Source organism: Pseudomonas sp. Kh14 (assembly GCF_900291005.1).
GTDB lineage: Bacteria > Pseudomonadota > Gammaproteobacteria > Pseudomonadales > Pseudomonadaceae > Aquipseudomonas > Aquipseudomonas alloputida.
Window position 1 is genome coordinate 1 of the sequence record NZ_OLKJ01000037.1, and the last position, 16013, is coordinate 16013.

Consider the following 16013-nt stretch of genomic DNA (forward strand, 5'->3'; position numbering starts at 1 on the left):
GGAGCGGGTTTACCCGCGAATACGGTGGCGGCGGCAACGGTGAACGGCGGGTGGAGATTGGCCAGCAGGGCCGGCCCTTTCGCGGGTAAACCCGCTCCTACACGGCGGCCTATGCCCAACCACCGATGTGTGTCCACAACCAATTTGTGTAGGAGCGGGTTTACCCGCGAATACGGTGGCGGCGGCAACGGTGAACGGCGGGTGGAGATTGGCCAGCAGGGCCGGCCCTTTCGCGGGTGAACCCGCTCCTACACGGCGGCCTATGCCCAACCACCGATGTGTGTCCACAACCAATTTGTGTAGGAGCGGGTTTACCCGCGAATACGGTGGCGGCGGCAACGGTGAACGGCGGGTGGAGATTGGCCAGCAGGGCCGGCCCTTTCGCGGGTGAACCCGCTCCTACACGACGGCCTGTGTCCAACCTCCGATGTGTGTCCACAACCAATTTGTGTAGGAGCGGGTTTACCCGCGAATACGGCGGCGGCGGCAACGGTGAACGGCGGGTGGAGATTGGCCAGCAGGGCCGGCCCTTTCGCGGGTGAACCCGCTCCTACACGACGGCCTGCGTCCAACCTCCGGTGTGTGTCCACCACCAATTTGTGTAGGAGCGGGTTTACCCGCGAATACGGTAGCGGCGGCAACGGTGAACGGCGGGTGGAGATTGGCCAGCAGGGCCGGCCTCTTCGCGGGTAAACCCGCTCCTACGGGGATCTCGGCAGGAACAGCGGATAGGCAAACAAAAAGGCCGGCATCTCTCGATACCGGCCTTCGTGCTTACTTGGCCTGGTAGATGATCCCCGGGCTGCACTGCACCATCTGGTAATGGTCCGGCAAGCCGTTCAGCGCTTCCGAGGCGCCGAGGAACAGGTAGCCACCGGGCTTGAGGGTACTGTGAATGCGCAGCAGGATGTCCTTCTTCACCTGCGCCGAGAAATAGATCAGCACATTCCGGCAGAACACGATGTCGAACTTGCCCAGACTGGCATAGCTGTCGAGCAGGTTGAACGAGCGGAACTCGACACGGCTGCGAATCGCCGGCTTGACCGCCCAACGCCCCGGACCCTTGGGGTCGAAGTAGCGCTGCAGGCGTTCCTGGGACAGGCCGCGGGCAATCGCCAGACTGTCGTATTCGCCGGTTTTGCAGTTGGTCAGCATGGTGCCGGAGAGATCGGTGGCGACGATCTGCGCCCCCATCTTCAACTGGCCGAGGTTGCTGCGCTCGAACTCGTCGATCGCCATTGAAATGGAATACGGCTCCTGCCCCGACGAACAGGCCGCCGACCACATGCGCAGGCGCTGGCCGGGGTTGTTGCGGATGAACTCGGGGATCACCTTGTTCTTCAACACCTCGAAGGGGTAGGTGTCGCGAAACCACAGGGTCTCGTTGGTGGTCATGGCATCGACCACCTGCTCGCGCAAACCGCCGCGCGGCTGGGCCTGGATGCGCTGCACCAGCTCACCCAGGCTCTTGATGCCCTGTTGTTCCATCAGCTTGTTGAGACGGCTGGAAACCAGGTACTGCTTATTCTCGCCCAGCAGGATGCCACAGGCTTTCTCCAGGAAGACCCGGAACTGTTCGAAATCCAAATTACCCGTAGACACTACTGCCGCCTCTTTTCAATCACTGGTGCCGGGGGCATGCCCCCGGCTGCTTCAATGCGCTGCCTTGATCCGGTCGACCACCCGCTGGGCCAGGTCGTCCGGCTTGAACTTGGCCAGGAAGTCATCGGCGCCGACCTTCTTGACCATTGCCTGGTTGAACACCCCGGAAAGCGAAGTATGCAGGCAGATGTGCAATTTTTGCATGCGCGGATCGCTGCGAATCTCCGCCGTTAGCGTATATCCGTCCATTTCCGGCATTTCAATGTCCGAGATCATCATCAGGAACTCTTCTTCCGGCTTTTTGCCCTCATCCACCAGCTGACGCAGGTAGTTCAGCGCCTGACGGCCATCATTGAGCGCCACCACCTCGACCCCTACGGTCTGCAGGCAACGGCTGACCTGCTTGCGCGCCACCGACGAGTCGTCGACGGTCAGCACCCGCATCAACACCGCCTTGTCCTGCACTTCGGCATCGATCACACCGGCCGACACCGACTCGGACGACGGCGACACTTCGGCCAGCACCTTCTCCACGTCGATGATCTCGACCATGCGGTTGTCCACCCGGGTGACCGCAGTGAGGTAGTGATCACGGCCGGTACCCTTGGGTGGCGGATGGATCTCTTCCCAGTTCATGTTGACGATGCGCTCCACCGAATGCACCAGGAAGCCTTGGGTCTTGGTGTTGTACTCGGTGATGATCACGAAGCTGTTGCGTGTATCTTCCTGCAACGGCCGCAACCCGGTGGCCATCGACAAGTCGAGGATCGGGATGGTCGCCCCGCGAATATTGGCAACGCCACGCACCACAGGGTGCGCCTTGGGCAGCAGGGTCAGCGCAGGGCATTGCAGTACTTCCCTGACCTTGAACACATTGATGCCGTAAAGCTGTTCGCCATTGAGGCGGAACAGCAGCAATTCCAGGCGATTCTGCCCCACCAGCTGCGTGCGCTGGTTGACCGAATCCATAACACCCGCCATGCCAGACTCCTTAACGTTTCAGCCTTTCGTTGCAACTCAGGTAGCGAGTCGGCACGGGCTTTGCTTTTTTGAGTGTCATGCACACGAAAACGACATTTTCCCGACGATTGACACGCCTGCTGACTGGCCCGCTGGCCACGCTGTGCCTGCTGATGCCCGGCGCTCGCACAGTGGCGAACGCGTTCACCTTGCCTGAACAGCTTATCGGTGTCACCCAAGGGTTTCTTGAATTCACCGTTGAAGATTATCTGTCCACTACCCAGACTGCCGGCCGCTATGAAATCCAGGTCAACCCGCTGGACCCACGCCTGCGCATGCCGTTGTGCAGCCAGCAGCTGGACGCCTCACTGGAAAGCCCGGCCCAGCCGCTGGGCCGGGTGACGGTACGGATACGCTGCAACGGCGCAGCACCGTGGACGGTATTCGTGCCGGCCACCGTGCGACTTTTCCGCGACGTGGTGGTGGTAACCCGCCCGCTCAAGCGCGACAACACGGTCGGCGAAGGTGACGTGGCCCTGCGCGAGCGCGATGTCGGCACCCTGGGCCAGGGCTTTCTGACCGAGCTGGACCAGGCGGTGGGCATGAAGATGCTGCGCCCCACGGTGATCGACCAGGTGCTCACCCCGCAACACCTGGAAAAGGCCGAGGTGGTGCGCAAGGGTGACCAGGTGGTGATCATTGCCCGCAGTGGCAGCCTGAGTGTGCGCATGCCGGGCGAAGCCCTGAGCAAGGGCGGCCTGAGCGAGCAGATCCGGGTACGCAACCTCAATTCCAAACGCGTGGTCAAGGCCAGGGTGACCGGCCCGGGCCAGGTCGAGGTCAGTATGTAGGCCAGCCACCAGATTGCGCTGGCAGTGAGGAACCGCTTTTCCTAAACTGAGTCAGAACATGGGTTCGCGGGCTTGCCGACAGGCGGCAATGCATTTGTGCCTAAAGTTTATATCGGGTTGGCCGAAAACAAGGCAAGCGTCCAAATACCCAGAGGTTTCTGATCATGGTCATCGACTTCAGTCGTTTGAATAACTCTCCGTCCGTCACGGGCGGCGTGCGCGGCAACACCGCGTCCGGCAGCGCCGAAAAACCGGCAGCCAGCCAGGAAGCGGTGAAAGACACCAGCGCCAGCGGAGAGGCGGTACACCTCAGCCAAGAGGCACAGCAGTTGCAGAAAATCAGCGACAAGCTGCGCGACGAGCCAGTAGTCAACAGCGCCCGTGTGGCCCAGTTGAAGCAGGCGATCGCCGACGGCAGCTACCAGGTCGATGCCGGCCGGGTCGCCAGCAAACTGCTTGATTTCGAAGCCCAGCGCTGACCGTACGGCGCGCTGACTTCACGGACGCCAGAAAAGCCAAGAGTTAGCCATGCACGACACCACCTTGCTGCAACTGATCGAAGATGACATTGCCCCGATGCAGGAATTGCTCGACCTTCTGCACAAGGAAGCAATCGCCCTGCATGGCCGCGACATGCCGCTGCTGGAGCAAATCCTGGCGCGCAAGCAGTCGTTGATCATCTTGCTCGAGCAGCATGGTCAGCGCCGCAGCCAATTGCTCGGCAGCCTGGGCCTGAGTGCCGACCGCACCGGTGTGCAGGCTGTAGCCGCGCAGTCACCTCATGGTGATGTGATGCTGCAGCGGCTCGACATGTTGTCGCAACTGATGGACGACTGCCAGCAGGTCAACCAGACCAATGGCCGGATCATCCAGGTTCAGCAACACGTCACCAACAACCAGATCCGTATCCTTCAGGGCGGCGATTCGCCTTCGCTCTACGATAGCCGTGGCAGCACCTCGCCGCTGGCCAAACCGCGCGCGCTCAGCCAAGTGTGATTTTTCTATCAAGGCACAGAACATAGTGGCAAAATGCCGTTACTTGCGTGTGTCGCTTTTGCCTGGAGAACGATAAGCTGTGTTCAATGAATCCGATGCCCCGCAACCACCCAAGGTGTTGAGCACCCCCTTGGAGATTGCGGCCAACTTGCGGCAGCTGCAGGAAAGCCACGACCCCCTGATCATCACCTTCCACGACCGCAGCCAGCGCTTCCAGAGCTATGTGGTACACGTGGACCGCGAAAGCAACACCCTCGCACTGGATGAGATGATCCCCCGTGACGGCGAGAAATTCATCGAGAACGGCGAGCACTTCCGTGTCGAAGGTTTCCACGATGGTGTACGCATCGCCTGGGAATGCGATCACGCGCTTAAAATCAGCGAAGTCGACGGCCACCGCTGCTACAGCGGCGCCCTGCCGCAAGAGATGACCTACCACCAGCGCCGCAACGCCTTCCGCGCCGCGCTGAAGCTATCGCAGCTGGTCGACATCATCCTTGACGGTGCTCACCTCAAGGGCAACGGCGCCATGCGAGGCAAGCTGCTGGATATCTCGGCCACCGGCTGCAAACTGCGCTTCGAAGGCAATGTCGAAGACCGCTTGCAACTGGGCCAGGTGTATGAGCGTTTCAAGGCGGGCAACCCACTGGGCCTGGTGGACACCATGGTCGAGCTGCGTCATCTGCACTATGAAGAGCGCATCAACACCACCTTTGCCGGCGTGCGCTTCCACAACCTGAGCGGGCAGGCTCAACGCAAGATCGAGAGTTTCGTGTACCAGCTGCAGCGTGAGGCGCGGCGGTTCGACAAGGACGATTATTGATCGTCGGTCGGTAAAACAGAAAACGCCACCTGCTGAGGTGGCGTTTTCATTTGTGTTTCTGCTGGGCTGGCCTCTTCGCGGGTAAACCCGCTCCTACAGCGACTTGCTGACCTCTTCAGGTTCAGGCGCCTGTTGCTGCGCACCCTTCTCTTCATCCTCGGTATCTTCAGCCGCCACCGGCGCCTGCATCACGTCCTGCACAGTCTGCTCATCCACCCGCGGGTCCAGCGCCGCCGACAACGGCGAGCCGGCCGCCGGCATCGCCACGTGGCCCAGCGGCGCATCCTGTACCTGATGCAGGCCGGTAACCGCTTTCGGCCGAATGCGCCAGACCAGCACCAGGGCAAAGAATACGAAGAAGGCATACAGCATCTGCGCGCCCAGCACTTTCATCAGAACCCCTGCCGCCAGCGGACCGACGCATGCACCCACACCGTAGGTCACCAACAGCATCGCCGTCAGCGATACCCGGCGCTCGCTTTCCACGTGGTCATTGGAAAAGGCAACCGCCAGCGGGTACAGGCAAAACTGCAGCAACGAGATCAGGAAGCCGATACCGAACAGCAACTCCAGCGGCACAGTGGGCAGTATTGCCAATGGCGCAGCCGCCAGCGCCAGCCCCACTGCCACACTCCGAATCAGCACCGCCCGGTCATAACGGTCAGACAACCAGCCCAGCGGCCACTGCACCAGCAGGCCGGCAAAAATGCAGCTACCCATGAACAGACCGATCTGCTCGGTACTCATCCCCTGGCTTGACGCATATAAAGGCGCCAGACCGTAGAACGAGCCGACAATCAGCCCCGAGCCCAAAACCGTACTGAGCGACTGCGGCACGCGCTTGATGAAGAACTTCGGCTCCATCGGTGCCGGGCGCAGGGGCGCCGGGTGAATACGCCGGGTCATCGCCACGGGCACCAGGCACAGGGCAAAGCACATTGCCACCAGCATCAGCAACTCAGGGCCGAGCTGCGGGTGCACCACCAGAATCAACTGGCCAAGCACCAGCCCCAGGTACGAGGCAATCATGTAGCCGCTGAACACCGCGCCCCGGTGCTTCACATCGGCTTGCTCATTGAGCCAGCTCTCGATGACCATGTATTGGCACATCATCCCCAGGCCGACGATCACGCGCAGCCCGACCCAGGCCGGCAGCCAGCTGGTCAGGCCATGGCCGAGCACCGCAGCGCCGACGATACCGGCACAGGTAGCATAGGCGCGTATGTGCCCTACCCGTCCGATCAGCCGGTGGCCAACCTTGCCGCCAACCGCCAGACCAAAGTAGTTGGCCGCCATCAACGCACCCACCCACAGGCTGTCGACGTGGTCGGCAGCCAGGCGCAGGGCCAGGTAGGTGCTGAGCAGGCCCGAGCCGATCAACATCATCAGCGCGGCGAAATACAACGACTGAAACGGCTTCCATACATTTCGCATACGTCCCGTGGAGCTCCCTGGTCAGGTGGCAGTTTTGGGTGCTAGCAGCATAAAGGCAAAAACCGCCTGGCGCAGGCCCCCCCGACAGCTATTTGGCACTGCGGGGGCGTGCCCGGTGCAGGTTGTGTCGCGCTCAGGCCTGTGCCGCCAGGACCCGGCGCTCCCACGGCGTGATCTCGTCGAAGAAATCGCTCAGCTCAAGGGTCTTGCTGGCAATGTAGCCTTCGATGAACTCGCTGCCGAACAGTTCCCGCGCCAGCGTGCTGCGCTTGAGCCTTTCAAGGGCCGCGTGCAGCGTGCACGGCAGGCTCAGGTGTTCGGGTACTTCGAATTCGCCCTGGATGGCTGGCGATGGCTGCAAGCGCTGCTCGATGCCATGCAGCCCGGCGGCCAGGCTGGCAGCAATGGCCAGGTACGGGTTGGCATCGGCGCCAGGCAGGCGGTTTTCCACCCGTCGCGCGACCGGCGCACTGGCCGGAATGCGCAAGCCAGCGGCGCGATTGTCCTCGGACCAGCACGCATTGTTCGGCGAGGCATAGGGGTGGCACAGGCGCTGGTAGGAATTGACGTTGGGCGCGAACAGGGCGGTGAAGTCGGCCATGCACGCCTGCAACCCGCCGATGAAATGGTGGAAGGTGTCTGTCGGCAGGCCTTGCTCGTCACTGAACACGTTACGCCCGCTGCCGACCTCGACCAGGCTCTGGTGAATGTGCATGGAACTGCCGGGCGTACGCGCCAGCGGCTTGGCCATGCAGACCACGGTCAGCCCGTGCTTGAGCGCCACTTCCTTTAGCAGGTGCTTGAACAGGAAGGTCTGGTCGGCCAACAGCAGCGGGTCGCCGTGCAGCAGGTTGATCTCGAACTGGCTGACACCCATTTCGTGCATGAAGGTGTCACGTGGCAGGCCGAGTGCGGCCATGCAGTGGTACACCTCCTTGAAGAACGGGCGCAGGCCGTTGTTGGAACTGACACTGAACGCCGAATGGCCCAGCTCGCGGCGGCCATCGCTGCCTACAGGCGGCAGGAACGGTTGCTGCGGGTCGGTGTTGGGGGCAAAGACGAAGAACTCCAGCTCGGTTGCCACTACCGGCGCCAGGCCCAGTGCCGCATAGCGGGCTATCACGGCCTTCAGCTGGCCCCGGGTGGACAATGCCGAGGGCCGGCCATCCAGCTCGTTGGCATCGCAGATGGCCAAGGCGCGGCCGTCATCGCTCCAGGGCAGGCGGTGGACCTGACCGGGTTCGGCCACCAGTGCCAGGTCGCCGTCATCACTGCCGTAGAATTTCGCCGCTGGGTAGCCGCCCATGATGCACTGCAGCAGCACACCCCGGGCCATCTGCAGGCGACGGCCTTCGAGGAAGCCGTCGGCGGTCATCACCTTGCCGCGCGGGACGCCGTTGAGGTCGGGGGTGACGCATTCGATTTCATCGATGCCCTGGAGCTGAGCAGTGCTCATGACGCTTGTCCTTGTTGTTGTAGGCTGACAACAACATAGGCTGCGGGTGTTTAAAATATCAAGCAGCCTATTGGTGGCTGTGCCGGCCTCTTCGCGGGTGAACCCGCGCCTACGGGTGGGTGCGATCCTTGTAGGAGCGGGTTCACCCGCGAAGAGGCCGGCACAGGCCACCCCTACTCCCGCAAGGTCATGCCATTGGCCGGCAACGGCAACGCCGTCTTGTAGCGCACCTGCTTCAGGGCAAAACTTGAACGAATATTGGCCACGCCCGGCAAGCGCGTCAGGTAATCGAGAAACCGCTCCAGCGCCTGGATGCTCGGCAGCAGCACCCGCAACAGGTAATCCGGGTCCCCGGTCATCAGGTAGCACTCCATCACCTCGGGCCGCTCGGCGATCTCTTCTTCAAAGCGGTGCAACGACTGCTCCACCTGTTTTTCCAGGCTGACATGGATAAACACATTCACATCCAGCCCCAGCACCTCAGGCGACAGCAAGGTCACCTGCTGGCGGATCACTCCCAGCTCTTCCATGGCCCGCACCCGGTTGAAACAAGGCGTGGGCGACAGATTCACCGAGCGTGCCAGCTCGGCATTGGTGATGCGGGCGTTCTCTTGCAGGCTGTTGAGAATGCCGATATCAGTACGATCGAGTTTGCGCATAAGACAAAATCACCGGTTTTTTGTGTTTATGCGGAATGTTTATCTGCCTCGCTCGGCAAAGGCAATCAACTTGAGAGAAAAATTCTCCTGCCGGGCCACTAAGATGTAGGTGACGCTGACTTACCAGTCACAAGCCGGTACTCAGCGGCGGCCGCTTCAGAGCTCACAAAAACAAATACCCGAGCGAGCGTAAAAAGCATGAACGAGTACGCCCCCCTGCGTTTGCATGTGCCCGAGCCCACCGGCCGGCCAGGCTGCCAGACCGATTTTTCCTACCTGCGCCTCAACGATGCAGGTCAAGCCCGTAAACCCGCTATCGATGTCGATGCTGCCGACACTGCCGACCTGTCCTACAGCCTGGTCCGCGTGCTCGACGAGCAAGGCGATGCGCAAGGCCCCTGGGCCGAAGACATCGACCCACAGGTCCTTCGTCAAGGCATGCGCGCCATGCTCAAGACGCGGATCTTCGACAGCCGCATGGTGGTCGCCCAGCGCCAGAAGAAGATGTCCTTCTACATGCAAAGCCTGGGCGAAGAAGCCATCGGCAGTGGCCAGGCGCTGGCGCTGAACCGCACCGACATGTGCTTCCCGACCTACCGCCAGCAAAGCATCCTGATGGCCCGCGACGTGTCGCTGGTCGAGATGATCTGCCAACTGCTGTCCAACGAGCGCGACCCCCTCAAGGGCCGCCAGTTGCCGATCATGTACTCGGTGCGCGAAGCCGGCTTCTTCACCATCAGCGGCAACCTGGCGACCCAGTTCGTACAGGCGGTCGGCTGGGCCATGGCATCGGCGATCAAGGGCGATACCAAGATCGCCTCGGCATGGATTGGTGACGGCGCTACTGCCGAGTCGGACTTCCACACCGCCCTCACCTTTGCCCACGTATACCGCGCCCCGGTCATCCTCAACGTGGTCAACAACCAGTGGGCCATTTCCACCTTCCAGGCGATCGCCGGTGGCGAGTCGACCACCTTTGCCGGCCGTGGCGTGGGTTGCGGTATTGCTTCGCTGCGGGTTGACGGCAACGACTTCGTCGCCGTGTACGCCGCCTCGCGCTGGGCGGCCGAGCGCGCCCGCCGCGGCCTGGGCCCAAGCCTGATCGAGTGGGTTACTTACCGTGCCGGCCCGCACTCGACGTCGGACGACCCCTCCAAGTACCGCCCTGCCGACGACTGGAGCCACTTCCCGCTGGGTGACCCGATCGCCCGCCTGAAGCAGCACCTGATCAAGATCGGCCACTGGTCCGAGGAAGAACACCAGGCCGTCACGGCCGAGCTCGAAGCTGCGGTGATTGCCGCACAGAAAGAAGCCGAGCAGTACGGCACCCTGGCCAACGGGCACATCCCGAGCGCCGCCTCGATGTTCGAGGATGTGTACAAGGAGATGCCCGAACACCTGCGCCGTCAACGCCAGGAACTGGGGGTTTGAGATGAACGACCACAACAACAGCATCAACCCGGAAACCGCCATGGCCACCACTACCATGACCATGATCCAGGCCCTGCGCTCGGCCATGGATGTCATGCTTGAGCGCGACGACAATGTGGTGGTGTACGGCCAGGACGTCGGTTACTTCGGCGGCGTGTTCCGCTGCACCGAAGGCCTGCAGAACAAGTACGGCAAATCGCGCGTGTTCGACGCGCCCATCTCCGAGAGCGGCATCGTCGGTACCGCCGTGGGCATGGGTGCCTATGGCCTGCGCCCGGTGGTGGAGATCCAGTTCGCCGACTACTTCTACCCGGCCTCCGACCAGATCGTCTCCGAGCTGGCACGCCTGCGTTACCGTTCGGCCGGCGAATTCATTGCCCCGCTGACCCTGCGCATGCCTTGCGGCGGCGGCATCTATGGCGGCCAGACTCACAGCCAGAGCCCGGAAGCGATGTTCACCCAGGTGTGCGGCCTGCGCACCGTGATGCCGTCCAACCCTTATGACGCCAAAGGCCTGTTGATTGCCTCGATCGAATGCGACGACCCGGTAATTTTCCTGGAGCCCAAACGCCTGTACAACGGCCCGTTCGATGGCCACCACGACCGCCCGGTAACACCGTGGTCGAAGCATCCGCACAGCGCCGTGCCCGACGGCTATTACACCGTACCGCTGGACAAGGCCGCCATTACCCGCCCTGGCAATGACGTGACCGTGCTGACCTACGGCACCACGGTGTACGTGGCCCAGGTGGCCGCCGAAGAAAGCGGCGTCGATGCCGAAGTGATCGACCTGCGCAGCCTGTGGCCGCTGGACCTGGATACCATCGTCGAGTCGGTGAAGAAGACCGGCCGTTGCGTGGTGGTGCACGAGGCCACCCGCACCTGCGGCTTCGGTGCCGAGCTGGTGTCGCTGGTGCAGGAGCACTGCTTCCACCACCTGGAGGCGCCGATCGAACGCGTCACCGGCTGGGACACCCCCTACCCTCACGCACAGGAATGGGCTTACTTCCCCGGCCCTTCGCGGGTAGGTGCGGCACTGAAAAAGGTCATGGAGGTCTGAATGGGCACGCACGTCATCAAGATGCCGGACATTGGCGAAGGCATCGCGCAGGTCGAGTTGGTGGAATGGTTCGTCAAAGTCGGCGACATCATCGCCGAGGACCAGGTGGTGGCCGACGTCATGACCGACAAGGCCACCGTGGAAATCCCCTCGCCGGTCAGCGGCAAGGTGTTGGCCCTGGGTGGCCAGCCCGGGGAAGTGATGGCGGTCGGTAGCGAACTGATCCGCATCGAAGTGGAAGGCAGCGGCAACCATGTGGATGTGCCTCAGCCAAAACCGGTAGAGGCCCCGGCTGCCCCCATTGCAGCCAAGCCGGAACCGCAGAAAGACGTAAAACCCGCCGCGTACCAGGCGCCCGCCAACCACGACGCTGCGCCCATCGTGCCGCGCCAGCCGGGCGACAAGCCACTGGCCTCGCCGGCCGTGCGCAAACGCGCCCTGGACGCCGGTATCGAACTGCGTTATGTGCATGGTAGCGGCCCGGCCGGGCGCATTCTGCACGAAGACCTCGACGCCTTCATGAGCAAGCCGCAAAGCAATGCCGGGCAAGCACCTGATGGTTATGCCAAGCGCACCGACAGCGAGCAGGTGCCGGTGATCGGCCTGCGCCGCAAGATCGCCCAGCGCATGCAGGACGCCAAACGCCGGGTCGCGCACTTCAGTTATGTCGAGGAAATCGACGTCACCGCCCTGGAAGCCCTGCGCCAGCAACTCAACAGCAAGCACGGCGACAGCCGCGGCAAGCTGACCTTGCTGCCATTCCTCGTGCGCGCCCTGGTGGTGGCGCTGCGTGACTTCCCGCAGATCAACGCGACCTACGACGACGAAGCGCAGATCATCACCCGCCATGGCGCGGTGCATGTGGGTATTGCCACCCAAGGTGACAACGGCCTGATGGTACCCGTGCTTCGCCACGCCGAAGCGGGCAGCCTGTGGGCCAATGCCGGCGAGATTTCTCGCCTGGCCAACGCTGCACGTAACAACAAGGCCAGCCGTGAAGAGCTGTCCGGCTCGACCATCACCCTGACCAGCCTTGGCGCCTTGGGTGGCATTGTCAGCACGCCCGTGGTCAACACCCCGGAAGTGGCAATCGTCGGGGTCAACCGCATGGTCGAACGGCCAGTGGTGATCGACGGCCAGATCGTCGTGCGCAAGATGATGAACCTGTCCAGCTCGTTCGACCACCGCGTGGTCGATGGCATGGACGCCGCCCTGTTCATCCAGGCCGTGCGTGGCCTGCTCGAACAACCCGCCTGCCTGTTCGTGGAGTGAGCATGCAACAGATTATCCAGACAACCCTGTTGATCATCGGCGGCGGCCCTGGCGGCTATGTAGCAGCCATCCGCGCCGGGCAACTGGGCATTCCTACCGTACTGGTGGAAGGCCAGGCACTGGGCGGCACCTGCCTGAACATCGGCTGCATCCCGTCCAAGGCGCTGATCCACGTGGCCGAGCAGTTTCACCAGGCCTCGCGCTTTACCGAACCCTCGCCGCTGGGCATCAGCGTGGCTTCGCCGCGCCTGGACATCGGCCAGAGCGTCACCTGGAAGGACGGCATTGTCGACCGTCTGACCACCGGTGTTGCCGCCCTGCTGAAAAAGCACGGGGTGAAAGTGGTGCATGGCTGGGCCAAGGTACTGGACGGCAAGCAGGTCGAGGTCGATGGCCAGCGTATCCAGTGCGAGCATCTGTTGCTGGCGACCGGTTCCAGCAGTGTCGAACTGCCTATGCTGCCGCTGGGTGGCCCGGTGATTTCCTCGACCGAAGCCCTGGCGCCGAAAACCCTGCCGCAACACCTGGTAGTGGTCGGCGGTGGCTATATTGGCCTGGAGCTGGGCATTGCCTATCGCAAGCTGGGTGCACAGGTGAGCGTGGTGGAAGCGCGTGAGCGCATCCTGCCGACCTACGACAGCGAATTGACCGTCCCGGTGGCCGAGTCGCTTAAGAAACTGGGCATAGCGTTGCACCTGGGCCACAGCGTCGAGGGCTACGAAAATGGCTGCCTGCTGGCCAGCGACGGCAAGGGTGGGCAACTGCGTCTTGAGGCCGATCAGGTACTGGTGGCCGTGGGCCGCCGGCCACGCACCAAGGGCTTCAACCTGGAGTGCCTGGACCTGAAGATGAACGGCGCCGCCATTGCCATCGACGAGCGCTGTCACACCAGCATGCACAACGTCTGGGCCATCGGCGACGTCGCTGGCGAACCGATGCTGGCGCACCGGGCCATGGCCCAGGGCGAGATGGTCGCCGAAATCATCGCCGGCAAGGCCCGACGCTTCGAGCCGGCAGCGATTGCCGCCGTGTGCTTTACCGACCCGGAAGTGGTGGTGGTCGGCAAGACCCCGGAACAAGCCAGCCAGCAGGGCCTGGACTGCATCGTCGCGCAGTTCCCGTTTGCCGCCAACGGCCGGGCCATGAGCCTGGAATCGAAAAGCGGTTTTGTGCGCGTGGTGGCGCGGCGCGACAACCACTTGATCCTGGGCTGGCAGGCGGTTGGCGTGGCGGTTTCCGAACTGTCCACCGCGTTTGCCCAATCGCTGGAGATGGGCGCGCGCCTGGAAGATGTGGCCGGCACCATTCATGCCCACCCAACGCTGGGTGAAGCGGTACAGGAAGCCGCACTGCGCGCCCTGGGCCACGCCTTGCATATCTGACACTGAAGCGGCCGAGGCCGATTTGGCCCGCTGCGCCGAGAGGCGCTGCGGGTCTTTTTTCATTCAGGCCATCTAAGCCTTCAGAAAACCGCACGCTCTTTGATGGGCTAGTGTGGTGTTTTGCAAATACGGCCAATAACTCGCGAGCGATTTTTGCGCTCAGGCAAGGCGTCGCGACGAGTCGTAGCCCAGCTACGGCGAGGAGCGACAACGCCGCATGAGCGCAAAAAGCGCCGCGAGTTATGGTCGTTATTTGTGAAACACCACACTAGCTACTCGGCAATTGCGTTCTTGCCTGTACCCTTGGCCCTGTAGAGTGCCTTGTCGGCACGCGCCAGCAGCGCGTGCTGGTCCTCCCCTTCCCGCCATTGCACCACGCCATAGCTCATGGTCAGCCTGCAATCACCCACCGGCTCCACCTGCTCCAGCACCTGACGCAAGCGCGCCGCCACATCCAGCGCCTCCCCCAGCGCGGTCTGCGGCAGCACGATGACGAACTCGTCGCCGCCCCAGCGCGCCAGCAGGTCCAGTTCGCGCAAGCAGGTGCGCAGGCTTTCGGCCACCCGGACCAGCGCCGCATCGCCACGGGCGTGACCGTAGCGGTCGTTGATCGGCTTGAAATCATCCATGTCCATCGCAATCAGCGACAACGGCTGACGGAAGCGCTGGGCGCGCTGGCACTCCAGCTGCAACGCACTCTCCAGTCGGTAACGGTTGGCGACACGGGTCAACGCATCGCGTTCGGCCAATTCACGGTTTTCGTCCAGTTGCCGCTGCAACTGCTGGTTCACCCAGGACAACTCACGGGTGCGTTCGGCCACCTGAAACTCCAGCGACTGGTTCTTCTGTTCCAGTTGAGACACCAAACGCTTGCCAGCGTCGATATTGCGGTGCGCACCCAGCATGCGCGCTACGGAACCGTCCTCGTTATGCGCGATGATGTAGCCGCTGTCTTCGATCCAGATGTAGCTGCCGTCCTGACAACGGCAACGGTATTCAATGCGGTAGCGCTCGTTGCGGTGATTGATATAGGCCTCGAAATGGGCCATTACCCGTGGGTAGTCTTCGGGATGGATCACGCTTTCCCAGGTAAATACCGAGTTGGCCATGGAGTGGCTGGCATAGCCCAGCATGCTGTACCAGCCCGGGTTGCGATAAACGTAACCGGTATTGGCATTCCAGTCCCAGATGCCATCGCTGATCAAATCGAACAAGGTGTGCAACTGCTGTTCACTGAAGCCGGCAGGTACCGGCCTGGTGTCTTGACTCATGGACGCTCTCCCTGATGCCCAGCAACTGCGCTCCGATCAAGGGGCTGCCGACAGTGGTGTTGATTGCCGCGAGCGGCAAGATGATGCCTATCACGGGCAAGCATATGCCCACCCGAGTGCAACCGAAATAGCGCCAACGCCCTGATTTCGACCGGCACAGCGCTGGCATGGCTTTTGCGCTTGGTACCTGCCAACGAGATTTCCAAGGAGGAAACATGATAATCGCCCCAAACGGCGTCAGCTGGCAGCCCACACTCCACCAGCCTCGGTACACCAGCGATGAGCAGACAGTGGCCCAGATTGCACCGCTGCGCACGCCAATAACCACCGCCAACACGGCGAGCCAACAACAGAGCGGGGGCAGTACCGCTCAGCAAAACGCTGAGGATGCTCGTGCAGAAGCCTTTGCCAAATTCAAGGTGATGCTGCAAAACCTGGGTTCTGCGACCACCGAGCCGGTCATCGGAGAACCACTGCCGCCCAAGACTGCCCGGCAGGAGTTTCAAGACTTCATGTCCAAGTCGCCCGGCGAGATGATCAAGGAAAAACTGCTGCGTGAAATAGGCCTGACCGAAGAAGAGTACGACGCCCTGCCGCCAGAATTGAAAGCAAAGGTCGACGAGTTGATCGCCCAGCGCATGAAAGATGACATCGAGCGCAAGATCGAGGAGAAAGCGCAAGAGCAGATCGCCAAAGTGGACGGCGGCCTGGATGAAGAGCAACAAGCGGCACGCCCGGTATGAGGGGGTGGCAGCGGCCGGTAAGGAGAGCGCCGCGGATCGTCCAAGGCGCCCCAGCCTGAACGGTTTGAAGACG

The 16013-nt window shown here is 62.3% G+C and carries 15 protein-coding genes; 9 read left to right on the plus strand and 6 right to left on the minus strand.

Translation table 11 applies throughout. The features are described from left to right. Window positions 1–774 precede the first annotated feature (774 nt). A complete protein-coding gene (gene cheR, locus FQ668_RS21045; RefSeq protein ID WP_004575768.1) occupies window positions 775–1602 on the minus strand; it encodes a protein-glutamate O-methyltransferase CheR in 828 nt (275 codons plus the stop codon). 51 nt (window positions 1603–1653) lie between these two features. Further along, the gene (locus FQ668_RS21050; RefSeq protein WP_010955104.1) at window positions 1654–2583 is read right to left on the minus strand and encodes a chemotaxis protein CheV; all 930 of its coding nucleotides are present in this window, start codon (window positions 2581–2583) and stop codon (window positions 1654–1656) included. 77 nt (window positions 2584–2660) lie between these two features. Between FQ668_RS21050 and flgA the strand changes: the two genes are divergently transcribed. The 4 genes from flgA to FQ668_RS21070 all read left to right on the plus strand — a co-directional run bounded on the left by flgA (window position 2661) and on the right by FQ668_RS21070 (window position 5232). After that, a complete protein-coding gene (gene flgA, locus FQ668_RS21055; RefSeq protein WP_144180637.1) occupies window positions 2661–3413 on the plus strand; it encodes a flagellar basal body P-ring formation chaperone FlgA in 753 nt (250 codons plus the stop codon). Between the two features lie 164 nt (window positions 3414–3577). After that, window positions 3578–3892, plus strand: coding sequence for a flagellar biosynthesis anti-sigma factor FlgM (flgM, locus tag FQ668_RS21060; protein WP_003254479.1), 315 nt, complete (start codon window positions 3578–3580; stop codon window positions 3890–3892). A 49-nt stretch (window positions 3893–3941) separates the two neighbouring features. Then, entirely contained in the window at window positions 3942–4409 is a 468-nt protein-coding gene (locus tag FQ668_RS21065; RefSeq protein ID WP_010955106.1) for a flagella synthesis protein FlgN, read from the plus strand. A gap of 79 nt (window positions 4410–4488) precedes the next feature. Next, window positions 4489–5232, plus strand: coding sequence for a flagellar brake protein (locus FQ668_RS21070; RefSeq protein ID WP_012051591.1), 744 nt, complete (start codon window positions 4489–4491; stop codon window positions 5230–5232). Window positions 5233–5325: 93 nt separating this feature from the next. On the opposite strand, the gene FQ668_RS21075 is transcribed toward FQ668_RS21070, so the two are convergent. The 3 genes from FQ668_RS21075 to bkdR all read right to left on the minus strand — a co-directional run bounded on the left by FQ668_RS21075 (window position 5326) and on the right by bkdR (window position 8781). Next, the gene (locus tag FQ668_RS21075) at window positions 5326–6666 is read right to left on the minus strand and encodes an MFS transporter (RefSeq protein WP_014590118.1); all 1341 of its coding nucleotides are present in this window, start codon (window positions 6664–6666) and stop codon (window positions 5326–5328) included. Window positions 6667–6799: 133 nt separating this feature from the next. Beyond that, window positions 6800–8041, minus strand: coding sequence for a glutamine synthetase family protein (locus FQ668_RS21080; protein WP_167665923.1), 1242 nt, complete (start codon window positions 8039–8041; stop codon window positions 6800–6802). A 254-nt stretch (window positions 8042–8295) separates the two neighbouring features. Further along, window positions 8296–8781, minus strand: a complete 486-nt coding sequence (bkdR, locus tag FQ668_RS21085) for a Bkd operon transcriptional regulator BkdR (RefSeq protein WP_003254485.1) — start codon at window positions 8779–8781, stop codon at window positions 8296–8298. 198 nt (window positions 8782–8979) lie between these two features. Here bkdR and FQ668_RS21090 point away from each other — a divergent pair, with 198 nt between their 5' ends. From FQ668_RS21090 to lpdA, 4 genes are read left to right on the plus strand one after another with little or no spacing between them, the layout of a single operon-like run. Further along, the gene (locus FQ668_RS21090; RefSeq protein ID WP_014590116.1) at window positions 8980–10212 is read left to right on the plus strand and encodes a 3-methyl-2-oxobutanoate dehydrogenase (2-methylpropanoyl-transferring) subunit alpha; all 1233 of its coding nucleotides are present in this window, start codon (window positions 8980–8982) and stop codon (window positions 10210–10212) included. A gap of 1 nt (window position 10213) precedes the next feature. After that, on the plus strand, window positions 10214–11272 hold the full coding sequence (locus FQ668_RS21095; protein WP_012051588.1) for an alpha-ketoacid dehydrogenase subunit beta: 1059 nt from the start codon (window positions 10214–10216) through the stop codon (window positions 11270–11272). Further along, complete coding sequence (locus FQ668_RS21100) at window positions 11273–12544, plus strand: dihydrolipoamide acetyltransferase family protein (RefSeq protein WP_019438370.1); 1272 nt, start codon at window positions 11273–11275, stop codon at window positions 12542–12544. It begins immediately after the preceding gene. A gap of 2 nt (window positions 12545–12546) precedes the next feature. Further along, window positions 12547–13926 (plus strand): dihydrolipoyl dehydrogenase, encoded by a 1380-nt coding sequence (gene lpdA / locus FQ668_RS21105; protein ID WP_144180639.1) that lies wholly within the window; start codon window positions 12547–12549, stop codon window positions 13924–13926. 272 nt (window positions 13927–14198) lie between these two features. Here the strand turns inward: lpdA and FQ668_RS21110 are convergent, their stop codons facing one another. Continuing rightward, on the minus strand, window positions 14199–15197 hold the full coding sequence (locus FQ668_RS21110) for a diguanylate cyclase (RefSeq protein ID WP_010955114.1): 999 nt from the start codon (window positions 15195–15197) through the stop codon (window positions 14199–14201). 215 nt (window positions 15198–15412) lie between these two features. Between FQ668_RS21110 and FQ668_RS21115 the strand changes: the two genes are divergently transcribed. Next, the gene (locus FQ668_RS21115; protein ID WP_144180641.1) at window positions 15413–15940 is read left to right on the plus strand and encodes a hypothetical protein; all 528 of its coding nucleotides are present in this window, start codon (window positions 15413–15415) and stop codon (window positions 15938–15940) included. Window positions 15941–16013: the final 73 nt, after the last annotated feature.

Bases quoted from the DNA above. Each gene is read 5' to 3' on its own strand.
- FQ668_RS21050 (WP_010955104.1), bottom strand. From the start codon at position 2,583: ATGGCGGGTGTTATGGATTCGGTCAACCAGCGCACGCAGCTGGTGGGG.
- flgA (WP_144180637.1), top strand. From the start codon at position 2,661: ATGCACACGAAAACGACATTTTCCCGACGATTGACACGCCTGCTGACT.
- flgM (WP_003254479.1), top strand. From the start codon at position 3,578: ATGGTCATCGACTTCAGTCGTTTGAATAACTCTCCGTCCGTCACGGGC.
- FQ668_RS21065 (WP_010955106.1), top strand. From the start codon at position 3,942: ATGCACGACACCACCTTGCTGCAACTGATCGAAGATGACATTGCCCCG.
- FQ668_RS21075 (WP_014590118.1), bottom strand. From the start codon at position 6,666: ATGCGAAATGTATGGAAGCCGTTTCAGTCGTTGTATTTCGCCGCGCTG.
- FQ668_RS21080 (WP_167665923.1), bottom strand. From the start codon at position 8,041: ATGACCGCCGACGGCTTCCTCGAAGGCCGTCGCCTGCAGATGGCCCGG.
- bkdR (WP_003254485.1), bottom strand. From the start codon at position 8,781: ATGCGCAAACTCGATCGTACTGATATCGGCATTCTCAACAGCCTGCAA.
- FQ668_RS21090 (WP_014590116.1), top strand. From the start codon at position 8,980: ATGAACGAGTACGCCCCCCTGCGTTTGCATGTGCCCGAGCCCACCGGC.
- FQ668_RS21095 (WP_012051588.1), top strand. From the start codon at position 10,214: ATGAACGACCACAACAACAGCATCAACCCGGAAACCGCCATGGCCACC.
- FQ668_RS21100 (WP_019438370.1), top strand. From the start codon at position 11,273: ATGGGCACGCACGTCATCAAGATGCCGGACATTGGCGAAGGCATCGCG.
- lpdA (WP_144180639.1), top strand. From the start codon at position 12,547: ATGCAACAGATTATCCAGACAACCCTGTTGATCATCGGCGGCGGCCCT.
- FQ668_RS21110 (WP_010955114.1), bottom strand. From the start codon at position 15,197: ATGAGTCAAGACACCAGGCCGGTACCTGCCGGCTTCAGTGAACAGCAG.
- FQ668_RS21115 (WP_144180641.1), top strand. From the start codon at position 15,413: ATGATAATCGCCCCAAACGGCGTCAGCTGGCAGCCCACACTCCACCAG.